The 18,128-nt window shown below is 40.1% G+C and carries 13 protein-coding genes; 1 reads left to right on the plus strand and 12 read right to left on the minus strand.

Going from position 1 to position 18,128, the window contains the following annotated elements:
* Positions 1-376: 376 nt before the first annotated feature.
* The 8 genes from ACP8HI_RS13265 to ACP8HI_RS13300 form a co-directional block, all read right to left on the minus strand.
* On the minus strand, positions 377-2,050 hold the full coding sequence (locus ACP8HI_RS13265) for a hypothetical protein (RefSeq protein ID WP_438351520.1): 1,674 nt from the start codon (positions 2,048-2,050) through the stop codon (positions 377-379).
* A 229-nt stretch (positions 2,051-2,279) separates the two neighbouring features.
* On the minus strand, positions 2,280-3,617 hold the full coding sequence (locus ACP8HI_RS13270; protein ID WP_438351521.1) for an ABC transporter substrate-binding protein: 1,338 nt from the start codon (positions 3,615-3,617) through the stop codon (positions 2,280-2,282).
* A complete protein-coding gene (locus ACP8HI_RS13275; RefSeq protein WP_438351522.1) occupies positions 3,614-5,221 on the minus strand; it encodes a response regulator in 1,608 nt (535 codons plus the stop codon). Before ACP8HI_RS13275 ends, ACP8HI_RS13270 begins: the two co-directional genes overlap by 4 nt.
* Positions 5,196-6,971: a cache domain-containing sensor histidine kinase gene (locus ACP8HI_RS13280; RefSeq protein WP_438351523.1), complete on the minus strand. Its 1,776-nt coding sequence runs from the start codon at positions 6,969-6,971 to the stop codon at positions 5,196-5,198. Before ACP8HI_RS13280 ends, ACP8HI_RS13275 begins: the two co-directional genes overlap by 26 nt.
* A 210-nt stretch (positions 6,972-7,181) precedes the next feature.
* Positions 7,182-8,747 carry a DUF3502 domain-containing protein gene (locus ACP8HI_RS13285; protein WP_438351524.1) on the minus strand — a complete coding sequence of 522 codons (1,566 nt, stop codon included), beginning with the start codon at positions 8,745-8,747 and terminating at the stop codon, positions 7,182-7,184.
* A 58-nt stretch (positions 8,748-8,805) separates the two neighbouring features.
* Entirely contained in the window at positions 8,806-9,684 is an 879-nt protein-coding gene (locus tag ACP8HI_RS13290) for a carbohydrate ABC transporter permease (RefSeq protein WP_438351525.1), read from the minus strand.
* A 23-nt stretch (positions 9,685-9,707) separates the two neighbouring features.
* Positions 9,708-10,685 (minus strand): ABC transporter permease, encoded by a 978-nt coding sequence (locus tag ACP8HI_RS13295; RefSeq protein ID WP_438351526.1) that lies wholly within the window; start codon positions 10,683-10,685, stop codon positions 9,708-9,710.
* Between the two features lie 230 nt (positions 10,686-10,915).
* Complete coding sequence (locus tag ACP8HI_RS13300; protein WP_438351527.1) at positions 10,916-11,932, minus strand: dienelactone hydrolase family protein; 1,017 nt, start codon at positions 11,930-11,932, stop codon at positions 10,916-10,918.
* A 110-nt stretch (positions 11,933-12,042) separates the two neighbouring features.
* On the opposite strand from ACP8HI_RS13300, the gene ACP8HI_RS13305 reads away from it, so the two are divergent.
* Positions 12,043-12,900, plus strand: coding sequence for a helix-turn-helix domain-containing protein (locus ACP8HI_RS13305; RefSeq protein WP_438351528.1), 858 nt, complete (start codon positions 12,043-12,045; stop codon positions 12,898-12,900).
* Between the two features lie 71 nt (positions 12,901-12,971).
* Here the strand turns inward: ACP8HI_RS13305 and ACP8HI_RS13310 are convergent, their stop codons facing one another.
* From ACP8HI_RS13310 to ACP8HI_RS13325, 4 genes are all read right to left on the minus strand, one after another.
* The gene (locus tag ACP8HI_RS13310) at positions 12,972-13,808 is read right to left on the minus strand and encodes a carbohydrate ABC transporter permease (RefSeq protein ID WP_438351529.1); all 837 of its coding nucleotides are present in this window, start codon (positions 13,806-13,808) and stop codon (positions 12,972-12,974) included.
* A gap of 1 nt (position 13,809) precedes the next feature.
* Positions 13,810-14,736 carry a carbohydrate ABC transporter permease gene (locus tag ACP8HI_RS13315; protein WP_438351530.1) on the minus strand — a complete coding sequence of 309 codons (927 nt, stop codon included), beginning with the start codon at positions 14,734-14,736 and terminating at the stop codon, positions 13,810-13,812.
* Positions 14,737-14,821: 85 nt separating this feature from the next.
* Positions 14,822-16,171, minus strand: coding sequence for an ABC transporter substrate-binding protein (locus ACP8HI_RS13320; RefSeq protein ID WP_438351531.1), 1,350 nt, complete (start codon positions 16,169-16,171; stop codon positions 14,822-14,824).
* Between the two features lie 175 nt (positions 16,172-16,346).
* The gene (locus ACP8HI_RS13325; protein WP_438351532.1) at positions 16,347-18,104 is read right to left on the minus strand and encodes a sensor histidine kinase; all 1,758 of its coding nucleotides are present in this window, start codon (positions 18,102-18,104) and stop codon (positions 16,347-16,349) included.
* Between the last annotated feature and the right edge of the window lie 24 nt (positions 18,105-18,128).

Below are 18,128 nucleotides of genomic sequence, written 5' to 3' on the forward strand. Positions count from 1 at the left end.
GCTTTCCCTTATATGTAATTATTAAGATATCATGTATATATAATTGATCCAATGTAGTTTTTTAACATCCATCTGTTAGTTTTTTAAGATTTACTATATAAAATTAAAAAAATGCTAATTACCCTAGTCATTACAATAGTTAACTAACATTGTTCACCATTTTTAGTAAAGCTGGTGAGCGGTCATGGCGATTTACTCCAGCATTTCTCTTCCACAGTCCCGCTGTTTGCCTCCAAGCCCTCCGCACGAATCGTCTTGGACGGTGTGCTAGTGACTTTCACTCCTAAGTCCATCCGCTGCCAAACGCACAAAAGGTCAGCCTTATAAAGGCCGACCTAGTTGTATTCACTTCTTGGTTGCATTAATTAATACCCGATTAAACAGAGTAGTTATTAAATGAAAACCGGGTTCCGTTAAGCCAAGCTTGAGATGACTCTTTATCGAGAAAGTTTAATTGTAGTTGTTCACCGTCAAAGGCAGTATATTGCACTTCTAACGAATTCTCTGTTTCAAACTTCGGAGCTTTTTGATTTATGGCCTCTACAAACGCATCCAGTCCCTCAATACCAAGCCCCACAGCATCCTTCACACTTACCGCCTCTATAACGACTCCACCTGGCATTCCTTCGACTGTAACTTCTATATATTTTGCCCTCTCAGTAAGCTCATACGGATGAGATAAGAAAATGGCGAAGTAAACATTATCCACCTGTCCGTAAAGAGCAGTAGGCTGTTGTAACCACTTCCCCTTAGGAAGTACGCCAATCAACTGATTCGGTTCACCTACAGGAACAGGATAAAGTGCCATGACCACATTTTGGTGATATAGAACTTCCGCATAGCGACTCTGATGGCGAGGATCACCTTCATGATATCCTTGACCAGGATGGAAGAAGTAAAGTTGGTTTGCTCCCTCTCTACCACTTAGAGGCAAGGAAAAAGCCCAGCGTAATTGCTCATTATCAAATTCCTCTACCCGCTCCCACATGCCCCCCGCAGCAAACTCCTCTGTCATATACGCATAGGAATGTAGCTGTGGCTGACGGTTTGGATCGCTTGGAACGACCTTTTCCGTCATTTTCTTGAACTCCACTGGTATCCGATGATTCAATGCAGTCACACGTGCCTCTTCCGGTGCTTCATAGAACAGAAATCCTGCATACTCGGTCCGAGGCATCGCTTCAGGAAGCTTGAAATCTCCGAACTGCACGTAATCGTGAAGTACATTTACATCCCCTGGAACATCATGCGGCCAGCCACGTGAATGCGCTCCGACCCAGGCTCCCTTAAGATAAAATTGAGATCTTTCTTTCCATAAATAATCCAACATTTCCCTCAAACTACTTTGAAGATCTTTATCTTCCCCATCTGCGAACTCCAGTGCACAAGTAAACGCCTGAACCCAATGCCAGAACCAAGGCAAAGAGCCATACTCCGGCATTCCCTTCGATCGGATATGTTCCAGTGTTTGTTTCAAACATTGACGTCCATCCTCCAGCAGTCCCTCATCCTTGAACATTCCTCCAAAGATCAGCTTAGCCGCTGTATATTTCGCTTCATGATGCCCGTATGTAACAACCGGCTTACGAAAAAAATCACTACGATAAATATGCTCCATTGCCGTATCGAAAGCGACTCTGAGATCAGTGTTCATTAATTTTCCATACTCTCTATGAAAGTAGGCCATGAGACTACCCATGATTTCTACAGGTAGCTCATGCGGTGTAGCTTCCCTTGGATCTGGATTCAATCCTAGCGGCCAATGTCCATAGAGTGCCGTGCCAGGCTGACGATTTTGCAACATAAGAGTCTCTAACAGCACATTTTCGGCTTTCTTCTTCGCATCCTCCCTGTCAAAAGGAATCTCTAATGATGAATCCACCGCTGCTGCGAATAAATACGAAGCATAATAAAAGTTGTTGCGTACATCATCATGAAACCATAAGCCACTTGCAAGCAATGGCTTGCTGTCCGCTACCAATGCAATCTTAAGGATAAGTTCTGCCTGACGTTTCTTATATGGATTGTGATTCTTCTGAAGTTCCCCCATTGGATGAACATCCTCTCTATTGTGTATGAATTTTTCAATAACTAAGACTCAAGACGAATAAGTTCCTCTGAAGAGTAGCTCCCAACACACATGGTAGCTCATAGTGAGTAAATTGCCAAGATGCAATGCGATCATATCGAATGACTCTATACTTTTCTGCTACCTGAATAAATTGAGGACTCACATCCTACTATCCACGGAATGGGCATGAATCAGAATAACAGCTTCACTAGTCTTCCCCATCATGAACGACTCTATCGAACTCCTCGTCCGCTAGCTTCATCGCGTCCTCGATACTTAGCTCCTCCTCTATCAACCATTGCTGTGTTAATCTCCACAGCCAATCCCGAAACTCTGTCGAAATCTTGTTCTCCCCCCAATATTGATGCATCAGCTGTACTTTTATTGTTTTGGGATCATTATAGGTGGCCAGTATCTTTTGCATCTCTTCTGGCACCTCGTACGTGACTTTTTCTTTCGTAGCAGATATAGCATTATTGGTTTGTAGATACTTAGCATAATTATCTTTATGATAGAAAAACTTCATGAATTCAATGAACGCGACCACCTTACTCGGATTCTTCGCTGCTTCTGCCGAAAGGGCAAAACCTTGAGGTGTCGGCTTACCAACCATGATTGCTCGCCCCTCTCTATCCTTTGGGGCAAAGAAACCAACATTGAAATTTGGATCTGCTTGTTTAACCGTACTCAACATCCAGTTCCCTTCATATAGCATCGCTGCTTTCCCTGATATTAGAATTGTTGAGACTTGACTATCCTCCGTAGTTAACCAATTGTCATCAACGTAGCCTTTCGTCCAAAGCTCTGTCATATCTTTCATCGCTTTCACAACATTCTCATCACTGAAATGAACTCGACCTGCCTTTCGGTCTGAATTCCAATTCTCATTCTCCGCAAACATATCATTACCCATGAAAAACCCTTGCCAAAACCCCATATGCCACAAGTCTTTACCACCTACCACGATCGGACTGATACCAAGGTCTTTAATTTTTTGGCAATCCTCCAGGAACTCTTGCCATGTATTAGGCTCCTTCGTAATCCCTGCCTGTTCAAAAATATCCTTATTATAAATAATTCCTAAAAGGTATTCTTTCACGACAGGTGCCGTATACACCTTTCCATTTACCTTTGCTACGTCTTCAAATAGATCTACAATTTCTTGCGGAATCGGAGCGATCTTCCCAGCATCCGCGTACGTCTGTGCATCTCGCATATCAAGTAACTCCGGAAATTCACCTACGGCAGTTAAGGTTTTTAAATACTCATCATATGTAACAGACCCAGGCAAAGAGGGAATTCCCATAATCTGAATCTTCACATGCGACTGGTTAAACGCCTCAATCGCTTCACTCATGGACTGATTGCTGATCGAATCTCCACCTGCATAGACGTATTTAAGAATCGTTACCTCTTCCTCTTGAATATTGTTATCAACTGGACTGGAAAGTGTCGTCAGGAATCTACTATTCTCACAACCATTTATGATCATAATGATGAAGCTAAGAACGATTATACCAGCTGCATTCTTTATTCTTCCCTTCATTTATACCCCTCCACCTTCTTGTCCCCTCCATATTGCTTCCTATATTCATTTGGCAAGATTCCATAGTATTTCTTAAATAATTCACTGAATTGTCGAGCATTATGATAACCTACGTTTTCTGCGATTCTATACAACATATCATCTGTTTCTATCAACATCTGCATCGCATGCTTCATTCGAATTTCAGTAACGTATGCTTTGAAATTTTGACCCGTATGCTTTTTGAAGAAAACGCTAAAATAATAGGGATTCATATAAAAGCGGACTGCCATCGTTTCCAAGCTTATTTCTTCTTGATAATGCTCATCGATGTAGGATTTCACCTGAGTAATTTGCTGTACTTCTTTGCCAGATCCTTTTTGATGTATCTTCATTTGTAGCATACCAAGCTCATTTCGAAAGTAACGATTCATCTCTTCAAAAGTTTCACATTCGTTAAGTTGCAACATATAGCGAAGTTCTTCTGACTCTAGTTCTATGACTTCAGAAGGCATCTCACGTAGTGCTTTATTCAACATCGACACACTCAAATTAATCGCATAATCACGATTTCCCCAAGCCAAACATTTAATCGTCTCCTCCCATATATCTAATAATGAAGTAGGAATTTCGCTTATTGTAGAATATAAGGCCTTCAGCAGATCCTTCTCCAACTTCTCACGATCCATTTCTTTCTTTTCCTTAATGGTTGGTATCGATGAATAGGAAATAAGACCATTTACTCCAAGGAAAAACTTATAGTTGATCCCGATTTTAGCTTCCTCATAGCTTTCGGGGATGTCTCTCAAGCTTCCCGGGGTCCCTATACCGATCGAGACACTTGTTTTTAACAATCTCCCAATATGTGAGTGAAACTGAGATGCCAGATCCTCAATATCGAAATCTTGATCATGCTTCAACACCATATATAGATAGATTCGGTTCGAGATCGCCCAACCTTCAACTCCAATGGGTACAAGCTCTTCAATCACATTTTTGATAGCGAAATAAAGGAGCTTTCGTCTCCACTCCACGCAGCTGCCCATGTCTCCCTTTATATGATCAGCTTCAATTGCAATAACAGAAAATATAGCATTGTGATTACCCCTATTCAGCTCATGTATCACATCTGGCATGTCGGACAACTTTTTCTCTTCCGTTAAATTCTCGAGGAAATCTATGATTTTCTGTTTCTTTAGCTTAACCTCATAATGCTGAAACTGACTGCTAATCATATCTATCTTGTTAACCTCAGAAATACTAGTAACCGTTTTAATTAGAATTTGTTCTAGCTTATAAGGGTCGATCGGTTTAATTAAATAATCAACCGCACCATAAGATAAAGCTTCCTGAGCATAAGAGAATTCACGATATGCGCTAATGAAAATAACCTTCGTCTGTATGCCGAGATTTCTCAGGCTCTTAAGCACCTCTATGCCATTCATACCAGGCATGGAAATATCTGTGATGACAATATCAGGTGTATGTTCAACGATTTCCTTTAAAAGTGTGTCTCCTCTATATACTTCGCCAATACAACTTAGCCCAAGCTTTTCCCAGTTAATAAGTTTCTTCAACCCACGTAGAATCACACGTTCGTCATCTGCCATTAATACTCTCAGCATTATGATTTCCTACCTCCCTTATGATCGGGATTGTTATTTGTACAATGGTCCCCATAGAAGGAATGCTATTAATCAGAAGTCCATACGATTCTCCGAAAAGGGATCGAACACGATCATGAACATTTTTCAGACCTAATTTATTGTCACCTTGATGTGGGCTCTGTCCGTTTAATATTGTATTCAATTCCTGACATCGTGTCTCGCTCATTCCAATACCATCATCGATGACCCTAATAAGTAGCGTTCCACCTTCTTCAGATGTGATTTCTAGAACAATTTTCCCCTTGGAATCTTTAGGTAGAATACCGTGCTCAACAGCGTTTTCGATTAGTGGTTGAAGCGATAACTTTAAAATTCCCCAGTCCAAAGAAACGTTCGGGTCGATTTTAATCAGAAGCTCAATCCAATCTTCATACCGAACTTGAATCAAATTAAAATAGTCGTTTACATTTTGAATCTCATTCTTAAGCTCTACCACATTCTCCCGACTATCCAGGACATATTCCAATTGATTCGATAGTGAAAGAATCATCTCCGCCACTGGCCCATCATCATTACTTACAGCGCTCATGCGTATGACTTCTAAGGTATTGTACAAATAATGAGGTCGAATCTGACTTTTCAAAGCTTTTAATTCAGCTTGCTCCTGCTTAATTCCTGCCACATAGGCTACTTGGATAAATTCGTTAAGTCTTACGGCCATACGATTCATCCCTCTAATCAATTGACCAAGTTCATCCTCTGACTTAACCATCAACTGTACATCCAAATTACCCGATTCCATTTTGGACATTTGACGAATCACTTCCCGAATGGGTTGCGAGAATTTCCTTGAAAGTACAAGGGATAGCACAATTAGTAATAGGATACATACGACGGTAGTAGCTATCGCAACGCTTTTAAATTGAGTGAATACATTGAAGAAATTCGTTTTTGTAAAGCTCCCAAGCAATATCAGATTTGCACTTGGTATATCTTTCTTCACCGTTTTCCCCATCTGTTCTTTAATCTTCTCAATATTCTCTACTATCAATGTTGTCCCGATACGATCTGGATAATTACTATAATAAACCATGCGTTCTTGATCGATGACGTTAATCTCATCGTCATTTCCCATAACAATTTGCGAAAAGATATGGTCAAAAACAGTGATATTAACATCAAATACTAGTGTTCCAATGACGGTAGGTTTCCCTTTAAATAGGGTTGAGGTGTCTAGCAAATTACGGGCAAAGGACATGACCTGTATGTCGGATCGATTAAAATACGTTTCCTGATGAGTCGCAAACAAAGATAGTTGATCCATATTAGCCATCAGCTTTGTTTGTATAGCTTCAAGTGGAAACTTGGATTCATCAAATGCCTTGGCCTTTCTAGATTTGACGTTGATCTGATCTCTGGTCTGCGATATAAAATAGACATTCTCTATATAACTATCCGAGTAAAGGATGGAGATCAGCAAATTATCTATCGCCGAAGTCTCATCTGTAGATGATGCCTTTCTTAAACTTTCATACCAGTTCTCGTAGTACATCATCTTTGAAAGAGTATTATAATTCGTCAATATTCCATCCGTAGTTTTCGCTACATATACGGTCATCTGCTCTAGATTGTTATCATTATAATGTTCGGATTGCATTGAAAACGCATTCAAGAATAAATATCCTAATCCGCCCAACGGTAATACTCCGACTAGAATAAACGACAATACAAATTTGATAAAGATACTCCGTCGAAAAGTGAATTTCATCTACGAGCCCCATTCATAATTACTTTCTTCATCTAAAGATGGATTTGCATAATTATAGCTTGAAATTAGCTTTGAAAGTTTTTCTATCCTTCATAAAAATGTTTGTTTTTTTCACTCTTTTGCGATAATGCCAGTTCACGACATAAGGGGGCTATACCAAAAGTAGTTTCACTTTTGATATAGCCCCTTCCAATCTAAGACAAGTCCCTATTATTTATTGCTAAGGAAAGTATCAATCTGTGACTGAACTTCCACTAAAATTTTATCAAGGCCAGCAGACTTTTGTTTCTCACTATACTCATTAATAGCTGTATCAACATCACCTTTAACGATACCGGAAAGTAGTAACTTTCCTTGCTCTGATGATATTTGAGATCTTTGCGCAAGCTCTGTTTTGATGGCATCAGGGGAAGGTACAAATCCCGCAATCGGTGATTCTACAATATTAGAACGTGTTGCATATTCATAATTCTGTTTCATACTTTCAGCAGGTGAAGAAACGGTTGGACGCGCTAATTCAGAACGATAGAAGCCATAGTTGAACCAATTCTGCCAAAGCGGTTTAGCAGGATCTTCATTTGCTGTAAAGCCTACAACCCCATTACCATCCAATGTATAGGTTTTGTCTTTAATTCCATAGAAGAAAGTATCATATACATCTTGGTCAGTTGAGAGCAAATCCATAAACATTAGCATTCTTTCAGGGTTTGCAGCATTTTGATTGATTGCCATTGCATTATTCATTTGCGAGTCTCTAGCAAATTTATGATCTGGGTATACTTCTACTGCCGCTTTAACAGCTGTTTTATCCGTAAAGTTCGTTGCACCAAATAGTGCCCCTGATGTATTCTTACCAGAGAATACTTTACCCGTTTCAAAAGGCTGATTCTCCTTGTCTGCAAGTGCATTCTTGGAAATAATACCAGTATCATACCATTTCTTTGCAAGATGAGCTGCTTCTTTGAACATTTCAGTCTGCTCTAATGGAATAATCTTTGCTGATGAGTCATTCACATCAATATACAAAGTATTAAAACCGATATCTAACATCTCATACTTAGGATGTAACAGAGTCACAATATCTCCTGCATCACCTTTCATAGCCATATCATAAACGGTCATGCCAGGCTTTGCTGCTGCAATAGCTGTAAGAAATTGCTCGATACCTTCAATCGTTGTCAAATCACCAGGCTGTACATTCAGTTTATCAGCAATATCCTTTCGATATTGAAATACAGGTTTGGAAGTCTTGATTTCTGTCCATGGCACAGCCATTACTTTTCCATTTACACTGGCCGAGGCAAGCATATCATTGTCTTCATAAATCTTGAAGAGATTAGGTGCATATTGTGCCATGAGTTCAGTTAGGTCAAGAAAGGCTCCTTTATTGACCATACTGGCATAACCGAACCAGTCAGCCGTAAATGCTGCATCATAGTTGTCACCAGATGATGCCATCATGGTCAACTTGTTTTGGTAATCCCCAAATGGAACCACATTAATTTCAAACTTTGCATTCAATCTGTCCTTGGTGAGCTCATAAAGTGCGTTTAACACTTCTGTTTTGGAAGCTCGATCATCCCCTGGTACAGTAATTTTCAAAGTAACTTCCTTGAGTGGTTCCTTCGTTTCCTCCGGAGTCTTAGTCTCCGTTGTTCCCGGATCTTTTGTTACCTCTGTGTTCGTAGTATTCTTGGGTGAGCCACAGGCAGCTAGCATAGTGAATATCATGACTAGAGCGAGAACTAACGTGAGTCTTTTTTTCATTTTTTTCATGTAAAATAACCCTCCCAATAAATTTGTTTATATTCTACAAACGGTTAACCGTGAGTATTCAACCTTTAACGGCCCCAATCATAATCCCTTTAATGAAATACCTTTGAATAAAGGGATATACAAATACGATGGGTCCAATCGTAATAATACATGTCGCCATTTTGAGTCCCTCAGCCGGCATTCTACCACCAGTCATTCGGATGATCTCTGCTCCCATCTCTGAGTTAGCAAGAAACTCAACATTGGATTGAATCGTTCTGAGAAGTAATTGCAGCGGCTGCAACTCGACTTTATTCAATAACATTAGACCAAGCCACCAATCATTCCAGTACATTAATGAGATGAATAACCCAACCGTTGCAAGTGCTGGCTTGGATAAGGGAGCAACAATTTGGAAGAAGATCCGATACTCTCCTGCACCATCAATTTTCGCGGATTCACTAATCTCCTCAGGTATGTTCTGGAAGAAGTTCCTTAGTAGGAACACATTCCATGCTTGACATAAAAGCGGTATAATTAGCGCCCATATGCTGTCTTGTAGATGTAAGTACCGTACACAAACAATGTACCAAGGAACGATCCCACCGCTAATAAGAATAGTGATTAGTGTGAAGACATTTAATTGTCTTCGGAATCTCACTCTCTTCAATGAAATGGGATACGCAAGTAATGAAGTGATTAACAGACTTAGAACAGTTCCAACAACCGTTACTATGATCGATATTTTATATCCGTTCAGTATTCTCGACATATCTGCAAAAAGTACACGATAGGCTGATATATCCAAATCACGCGGGATGAGGTTATAACCGAATTGCATAATTGAATCTTCGCTAGTCAATGAACTGCTTAAGACTAAAATAAACGGCAGTGTACAAAATGCAGAGAAAGCTAATATGACCAGGTACATGGCACTCTTGCCTATTTTATCTAACACGTTTAGATCCCCTTTCACGATTTCTAGAATAACGCCGACTCCTTGTCGTATCTCTTAACTAACTTGTTACAAAACACAATGACGGCAAACGAAATGATCGATTGATAGAATCCCGCTGCAGAAGCCATGCCAATATCTCCATTAGTTCTCAGGCTACGGAATATGAAAGTATCAATAACATCTACTGTGCTATAAAGAGCGGCATTATCTCCTACAATGGAATAGAACATCCCAAAATCGGCATTCATTATTTTCCCAATGGAAAGCAAGAACAGGATAATAATCGTAGGCGTAAGAAAAGGAATGGAGATGTACCTGATTTGTTGCCATTTATTCGCACCGTCAATTTTAGCAGCTTCATAATAGGAAGGATCTACTCCCGATAGTGCTGCCAAATATAAAACCATTCCGTATCCGGTCGCTTTCCAGATTTGAAAAGCCACCATGATCATTGGCCACATCCAAGGGGTTGCATACCAATTGACCTTTTCAAACCCCAACGAACTTAGCAAAGAATTAAACACACCCGTATCGATACTGAACAAGTTATATGCAATAACTCCAACTACGATCCAAGATAAGAAATGGGGTAAAAACATCATGGATTGCGTAATCTTCTTGAAGTATTTCCCTGCCAATTCATTAAACACTAACGCAAGACCTACCTGGAACACGATCCCTAGCAGAATAAACAGAAAGTTTAGATATAAAGTATTGAAAGTGACCCGAAATACGGAGCCTGAGGAAAAGAGATATTCAAAGTTATTAAACAGCGGTTGTGACCACGGACTTGCAAATATACCGTCTTTAAAATTAAAATTCTTAAAGGCAACCAACAGGCCGAATAGCGGAAAATAATTAAATAATAATAGAAGGACTACACCTGGAATGGTCATAGAATATAATGCTTTATTTCGAATTAACTCTTGAAAGATCCCCTTAAATGGACTGCCTAGCGTTCTTTTTGGATACGCCTTGGCCGAACTGAATTTCTCTCTCATCTTTCTCTCCCCTTTAATGACCATTTATGTTCCAGAACTCTAGCTAGCTGAACATCTTCTTATCTATTAATTATAAAGTCCTGTTATTTTATTGAAATGCGGTTATTAAAGCTGCTTATACGTTTTTTTTAGAGTTATCCTTATCGGTATGAACGCAAAAAAAACCTATCTACAGTTCTATACGCACTACACGTACAATCCTGTGGATAGGCTTTTTCTATAACCCTTTGTTACAAAACATCCTTCAACCATTCGAACGAACGATGTCCGTTCACTTCATGGACACCCTGAAATAAATCATATTGAAATCTGGATGCTGCTCCTTCATAGGCATATATCCCTTCTAGCTCCTTAACCGCAGTGGTGAATCCAGCAGCCGGAAATATGGGATCTTCGCTTCCTGACTCAAGAAATAGATGACGCGGTGCAATCAGACCGATCAGCTCTGGCAGTTCTCCTAACTTTAGCATTTCGGGCATATAGTTGCACAGACAGTGAGACACAGCCATAATGCTATCCTTGAATGTATTAGGGAATCCAATTAGCAGCGTTGCGGAAATCCGCTCATCAAGTGCCGCAGTTATGAAAGAAATCAATGAACCTCCCGAGAATCCCACAATACCGATTCGGTTCGAATCAACCTCTCTACGATGACTGAAATAATCCAATGTCTTCAGCATCTCCGTTACCCTCAGACCCGTCAATGTCTTGCCGAGTAATAAGAGGTGGCTTGACATCGTGTAGCATGAGCTTGGTGCCTTTGGATCTCCAGCAAGGTCACTCTCCATTCGGCGTTCGCCAAAGCCAATTACATCTGGAGCAATGACGACCATTCCTTTGCGTACCAACTGTACAGCAAAATGATTATAGATATCGGGCTGACCTGTATCATCTTCCCCATCCTCTAGCAATCCGCATATTTGTCTACTGCCATAACCATGGCCATGTACAGCAATAGCCGCTGGCATATTATCCGTCGCCTCATCGGGGATAAGGACATAGGCTCCGAACGATAATCCTGGAATTGCAGACAGCTCGATCCGCTCTCGGACATAACCATCACACTGCACTTTCTCCAATAAGACTGGCGTAAATTGGTCTGTCGTTTCGAACTCTCCCAGAACCTGCCTAAGATCTTTTTTAAGGCGTGATTTCTTATGCTCAGATGGTTCATCTCTACTTAATTCCTCCCGCTCACGAGTAAGCTGTTCATATAATTCATGCAGATAAGTATCTCCGCTCCACATTATTAGTCATCTCCTTTTAAGTTCATATTAACGCTTACATTATACTGAAAGTTATGATAGGATATGATAAAATGTTTGTATTTTGTCATCTTGAAGGAGTATTGGAATTCATGAAAAAGCTATTTGAGCCTGTTATCTTTGAGAATCGGAAGGTCTTGATTTTCGATTATAAAATATACACCGACGATCATTACAAAGGCTACTATCACTGGCATCAATGCTGTGAAATCATGTTCGTTCATGCAGGAACAGGTAACGTCGTCGTCAATCAGCAAATGTACGATATTCGTAAAGGTATGCTCTTCTTTTTCCAGCCCTATCAACTTCACCATATCTATTCAGACGTCTCATCAGATTGCCCCTTTGTGCGAACGATCTTCTATGTTGAACCACATGTTATTGAAAAGCTACTACAGAACTTTACAAAGAGGAAGGCCTTATTTACAACATTATGGCAGGGAAATGATACAATTTGCACGTATGACTTGAACACGAGCTTTGAAACTATGGAATGGATTTTAGAATCTCACGAACGTTCGAACAGACATAACCATGAGGAAGATACCGAAGACATTACAATGCTGCTACTCCAATTTCTAAACTGTCTTAACACTAAAAATTCATCATTATCCCAAACCCCTGAACTTAGAAATCTACGTTATTCAGAAAAAATCATGAGTTGGATTGAGGAGCACTACCATGAAGAGGTTAACCTGGGCCATTTAGCAGAAGAAATTCATCTATCTAAATCTTATGTCTCCAGAGTCTTTCATCAGGAAACAGGAGGCAAACTGGTAGATTATCTGACAGCCAGACGGATCAAACAGGCCTGTAAGTTGCTCGGAACTTCAACCCTAAGCGTTGAGCAAATAGGCATTAATGTAGGATTTCCAAATGCCTCCTATTTCAATCAACTATTCAAAAGAGTCGTTGGAACTACACCACATAAGTACAGGAAGAGCACTTAATTCGTGAGGAAAAGAGGGTGCCTTTCGCCATTTATTGTGGCTTAAGAGACACCCCCTGACATAAGTCGAGATTAGCCTTTAATAGCTCCCGATGCGATACCTTTCACGAAATACTTTTGGAGGAAAACGAATACAATCATAACCGGAATGATGGATAGAGTTGTTCCGGCAAAGATCATATCCCAACGGGAAGAGAATTCACCGATATACTTGAATATTTCTACAACCATCGTTTTGGCCCGGCCCGAAGGTAGAACAAGCATCGGCATAAGATAATCATTCCAGATGCCCAGTCCGTTCAATACGACCATACTTGCTGTACATGGTCCAAGCAGTGGGAATACAATTCTCCAGAAAATTCCGTATCTAGAGCACCCATCAATATCTGCTGCTTCTTCAATTTCTATCGGAATACCTTTCAAGAAGCTCGTATACAAGAGAGATCCGAACCCTACCGAACCGGATACATAGATGACGATCGGTCCTACTAGATTACCGTACATACCAAACATTTTCAGTTCCTTGAATAGTGGAAGCATATAAGCTTGGAAAGGAATCATCATTCCAGCCAAATAGAACAAGAAAATAAACCGAGTCCATTTGTTATTTCTTCTTACAATCGCATAACCCGCCATTGGAATGACTAACACTTGAGCGAGAATCGCTATAACCGTTAGGATCAAGCTGTTCAATATTGCTCTTGGGAACTGCGTTTCGGTCAGTAAGTACTTGAAGCTACCTAAATATAAAGACGTTGGAAGCGCAATCGCATCTTTCATAATTTCACCGTTCGTCTTGAACGCGGACATCACACTGAAGAAAATTGGAAAGAAGAAAATGATAGCAACAACTAGCGTAAACAGGAATAGGAGAGTATCTAACAGTCTTTTTCGTCCTTGGATCGTCATATTATAGCTGTACCTCCCTCTTTTGTAGGAGTTTCACTTGAATTATAGTAATAATCATAATAATCAGGAATAATACAAGTGCCATCGCTGTACCAAACCCTTGTCTCAATTCGCCAATCCCTACCTTGTAAATAATATAAGTTAATGTCTCTGTCTCAAACCCTGGTCCACCGTCTGTCATGACAGCAATCTGATCAAATATCTTCAGCGAGCTGATCATAGATAGAACCATACATACCGTTACAGAACCCGCAAGCATCGGGAACGTAATATGACGGAATTGTTGCCAGCCATTAGCTCCATCAATGCTAGCCGCTTCTGTCAACTCCTGCGGTATACCTTGCAGCCCCGCTAGATATATAATCATGTAATAACCAGCAGATTTCCAGACCGTTGACAGTATAATCGAAATCATCGCATATTTAGGATTCCCTAGCCAGTCCACTATATAGGATCCAAGCCCTATAGATTCGAGCATTTGATTAATGACCCCGAAATTATAATTCAAGATAATCGTCCAGACAAAACCCATCACAATCCCACTAATTAGTACTGGGAAATAAAAAACACTTCTGAAAAAATTCCGGAACCAGTGTACCTTATCGACCATGACTGCAAGCATAATGGCTACTATATTTTCTAAAATAACTAAACTTACAGTTAGAATCATCGTATTTTTAAGTGCATTATGAACCCGTGGGCTATTCCATATTTCCACAAAATTTGCAAACCCGATAAACCGAACATCATCACTTACGCCGTTCCATGATGTGAAGCTATAATACACACTACCCAGGGTAGGAACAATTACAAACAGGGTATACAGTATTAATGAAGGCAAAATAAACAGAAGCGCGTAGGACTGCCACTTTTTCTTTTTCTTTGTGGGTACATATATGTTATCCATATTTACAGATGGTACTGCCATATCATTCTCACTCCTTCCAAAGTACATCTGTTATAAGAAGGGCCCCTGCTACAAGCAGAGGCACCTTCTTCCGTCTGATATCCCCTTACTGTGCGTTAACTATCACTTCGCTGTCATATTCCGTATCAGCAGCTTTCATATATTCGAGAACATCTGCGTCTTTCGCAACAAGATCCTGCATCAATTTGTAATACCAGTTGCGGAATTGTGGAGGAATTTGATTCTCACCCCACCAGTTGTTAATGGCTAGCGATTTAATAACATTTGGATCAGCAATAATGTCTAGTGCAGCTTGCATTTGTTCGCTTACTTCATAGGTCACATTCTCTGTTGTAGATGGAACACCGCTGACACTAGCTAAATATGGAGAGTATTGTTCTGCTTCAAAAAAGAAACGAATAAACGATTTAATAGCTTCGGTTTTATCAGCATCTTTAGCTGCTTCTGCAGACAATGACCATCCAGCAGGCGATGGCAATCCGAGTACCTTCACTCCGCCTTCACGATCTGGAAGTGCATAGAATCCGAATTCGAAGCTTGGATCAGCTTCGGCAATTTGAGTGAACATCCATGTTCCGGAGAACAACTGTGCCGCCTTGCCGGAAACTAGAATGGATGCCGTTTGGTTATCGCCAGTACTTAACCAACCCTTGTCAACATATTTTGAGAAAAGCTCTTGATAATCTGTCATAGCTTGAACCACGTTCGCGTCAGTAAAACTAACTGTTTTGGCAGTTTTCTTAGAGTTCCAATCCGGGTCAGCAGCATACACATCGTCAATCAGGAATTTATTAAGCCAGAAGCCCATATGGAAAATATCTTTACCACCTACAACGATAGGGGAAATACCTGTAGCTAATAGTTTTTCCTGAATAGCTAGAAATTCACCATACGTTTTAGGAAGTTCTGTAACACCAGCATCGGCATAAGCTTTCTTGCTATAGATAATGCCTTGAGGTGCAGTAGAGCTTAATGGTGCATTCCAAACCTTACCATCTACTTCAGGAAGGACTTTGAACAAGCTCTTCAAATCTTCAGGAAACTCTGCAATTTTACCTGCATCAGCAAATATCTTTGTATCCCGCATTTCGACAAGATCGGGGAATTCTCCAACGGCATCTTTTGTCTTCAGCCAGTCTAGATAAGCAGCTGATGTAGTTTCACTCAAGTCTGTAATTTTAATATGAGGGTTAGCTGCTGTGAATGCCTTAATCGTATTGGCGATTGCTACCTTAGTAGCTGGGTCACCCGCAGCATATCCAACCGTGAAGCTTACATCCTTGGGAACATCCTTAGCAACATCCGTTGTCTGTTCCTTGCCAGGTTCTTGTGGTGCTGGTGTATTGGCGGTTTTATTATTCCCACCGCAAGCCGTAAGAACTGTCATAATAACAAGCAATAGTACGGTCAATTTCAAAGTAGTTTGTCTAATCATTTTTATTTGAACCTCCCTTTTGAATGAAAGCTGGAAACTTAATTATCGATGTGCGCATCATCGTCTGAAAGCGTTTCCCTTGTTAATAGAATAGCATTGAATTTTGTACGTTAGAATGAAGTTTTTTAAGCATGGTATGTGGTGAATTTAAGAAATGAACAAAAAAAAAGGAATATTAAATTCCTTCTTCTGGAATGGGAAATAATAGAAGTACTGAAGTGCCGATATGCACGCGACTGCTAATGGATAATCCAAATTCCTCCCCATAGATCGATTTGATTCGCTCATGAACATTTTTCAAACCAACATTTTTACTTGGAGCTTTGAGATCATCAAGAGATTCATTTACGCGCTGCAATGTTATAGCATCCATCCCGATCCCGTCATCATACACAGTGACCGCGATGTTCCTCTCCCGCTTTTCTATCGTTAATCCTACCGTTCCCTTACCTCTTAGACGTAGTCCGTGCTGAACAGCATTCTCGATGATAGGTTGTAAGGAAAGCTTTAGAATTGGCCAATTCAGATCTACTTCTACAGAAATATCGGTTTGTAACTCATACCTATTGTCAAACCGAACGGAGATAATATAGAAATAATCATGCAGATGCTCAAGTTCACTTTGTATACTCACTCTTTCTTCTCCATAATCAATGACATATTTCAGTTGATTGGATAAGGAGAGAATCATATCTGCAACTTCGTCCACCTCTTTATCTACCGCATTCATTCTAATCACTTCAAGGGTATTATATAAATAATGTGGACGGATTTGACTCTTCAAAGCGTTAAGTTCTGTCTGCTTCTGTTTAATCTCGGCAATATATGCTTCGTTAATGTATACCTGTAGACGATTCACCATTCTATTGAAACCGTGACTCAGCCTGCCCATCTCATCATTACTGTCTACTGTCAGCTGTACATCCAAATTACCAGACTCCACAATGGCCATCTGCTTAATTAAATTTCGGATCGGCGCGGCCAACCTTCGAGAGAACCAGGCCCCCATGACAATGAGAACGAATGAACAAATAAGAATAGCAATATACACGGTTGCTCGGGCCGTGAAAAGTTGCTGAAATAATTGCTCCTTATGAATTTTGACTACAAGAGCCCCATTAAGGAAAGGAATCTCCTCGCTTAGGGCAATCATTTCATCACTCATCTTCCCCTCAACTCCAGTTCCAGCTTGAGGAGTCTTCAGATTTCCAAAGTAAACATTATCATTTCCATCAAGTAGAACCAATTCATCCTTCTCATTCAGGTCGATCTCTCCAAAAAACGGATTGAACATATCGGTATCTATATCAAAAAAAAGTGTACCCACAACTTTGGGCTCCTGTGTTAGTGGACCAGAGATATCAATCAGATTACGCCCTATTGTAATAACATTTTTATTGGAACCCATATAATATAATTCAGGATGAGGTGGGAATATTCCCATCTTAGCAGGGCTTGTACTCATCTCTTGTTTCCAATCTCTAAAAGGTAATAAATCGAGCGTAAGACCCTTGCTTTGTTTCTCCTGATAATATATTTTCTCATCCATCTCTCTTACAAAATAGACACTACGGATAAAGGAATCACTGTATAAAATTGTTTTTAAGAAAGCGTCAATCGGAATGGTATTGATTTGCTCTAATTCATTTACATTATATCTCTGATTCATTGTAGCGCTTTCAACATATCCTTCATAGCGTCCCGTATACATCAGTTTAGAGATTTCGTTATATTGATTAAAGGCAGAATTTATATTGTAACTCATGTAAAGTACCATTTGCTGCAAGTTGCTAGTCGTATAACGTTCCACATAGCTAGAAAAGGTCTGAACGGAAAATAAACTGAGAGCAAACAATGGAATCAAACCTACCAATATAAATGATGCGGAAAACTTAACGAATATACTTTTGAACCTGCGACCCCCAATATGCATCAGACAAGGAATCCCCTTTTCCAG

The sequence above is a fragment of the Paenibacillus sp. FA6 genome (genome assembly GCF_051550225.1).
Classification (GTDB): domain Bacteria; phylum Bacillota; class Bacilli; order Paenibacillales; family Paenibacillaceae; genus Paenibacillus_AQ.

Bases quoted from the DNA above. Each gene is read 5' to 3' on its own strand.
- ACP8HI_RS13315 (WP_438351530.1), bottom strand. From the start codon at position 14,736: ATGGCAGTACCATCTGTAAATATGGATAACATATATGTACCCACAAAG.
- ACP8HI_RS13320 (WP_438351531.1), bottom strand. From the start codon at position 16,171: ATGATTAGACAAACTACTTTGAAATTGACCGTACTATTGCTTGTTATT.
- ACP8HI_RS13285 (WP_438351524.1), bottom strand. From the start codon at position 8,747: ATGAAAAAAATGAAAAAAAGACTCACGTTAGTTCTCGCTCTAGTCATG.
- ACP8HI_RS13275 (WP_438351522.1), bottom strand. From the start codon at position 5,221: ATGCTGAGAGTATTAATGGCAGATGACGAACGTGTGATTCTACGTGGG.
- ACP8HI_RS13265 (WP_438351520.1), bottom strand. From the start codon at position 2,050: ATGGGGGAACTTCAGAAGAATCACAATCCATATAAGAAACGTCAGGCA.
- ACP8HI_RS13300 (WP_438351527.1), bottom strand. From the start codon at position 11,932: ATGTGGAGCGGAGATACTTATCTGCATGAATTATATGAACAGCTTACT.
- ACP8HI_RS13280 (WP_438351523.1), bottom strand. From the start codon at position 6,971: ATGAAATTCACTTTTCGACGGAGTATCTTTATCAAATTTGTATTGTCG.
- ACP8HI_RS13310 (WP_438351529.1), bottom strand. From the start codon at position 13,808: ATGACGATCCAAGGACGAAAAAGACTGTTAGATACTCTCCTATTCCTG.
- ACP8HI_RS13305 (WP_438351528.1), top strand. From the start codon at position 12,043: ATGAAAAAGCTATTTGAGCCTGTTATCTTTGAGAATCGGAAGGTCTTG.
- ACP8HI_RS13270 (WP_438351521.1), bottom strand. From the start codon at position 3,617: ATGAAGGGAAGAATAAAGAATGCAGCTGGTATAATCGTTCTTAGCTTC.
- ACP8HI_RS13325 (WP_438351532.1), bottom strand. From the start codon at position 18,104: ATGCATATTGGGGGTCGCAGGTTCAAAAGTATATTCGTTAAGTTTTCC.
- ACP8HI_RS13295 (WP_438351526.1), bottom strand. From the start codon at position 10,685: ATGAGAGAGAAATTCAGTTCGGCCAAGGCGTATCCAAAAAGAACGCTA.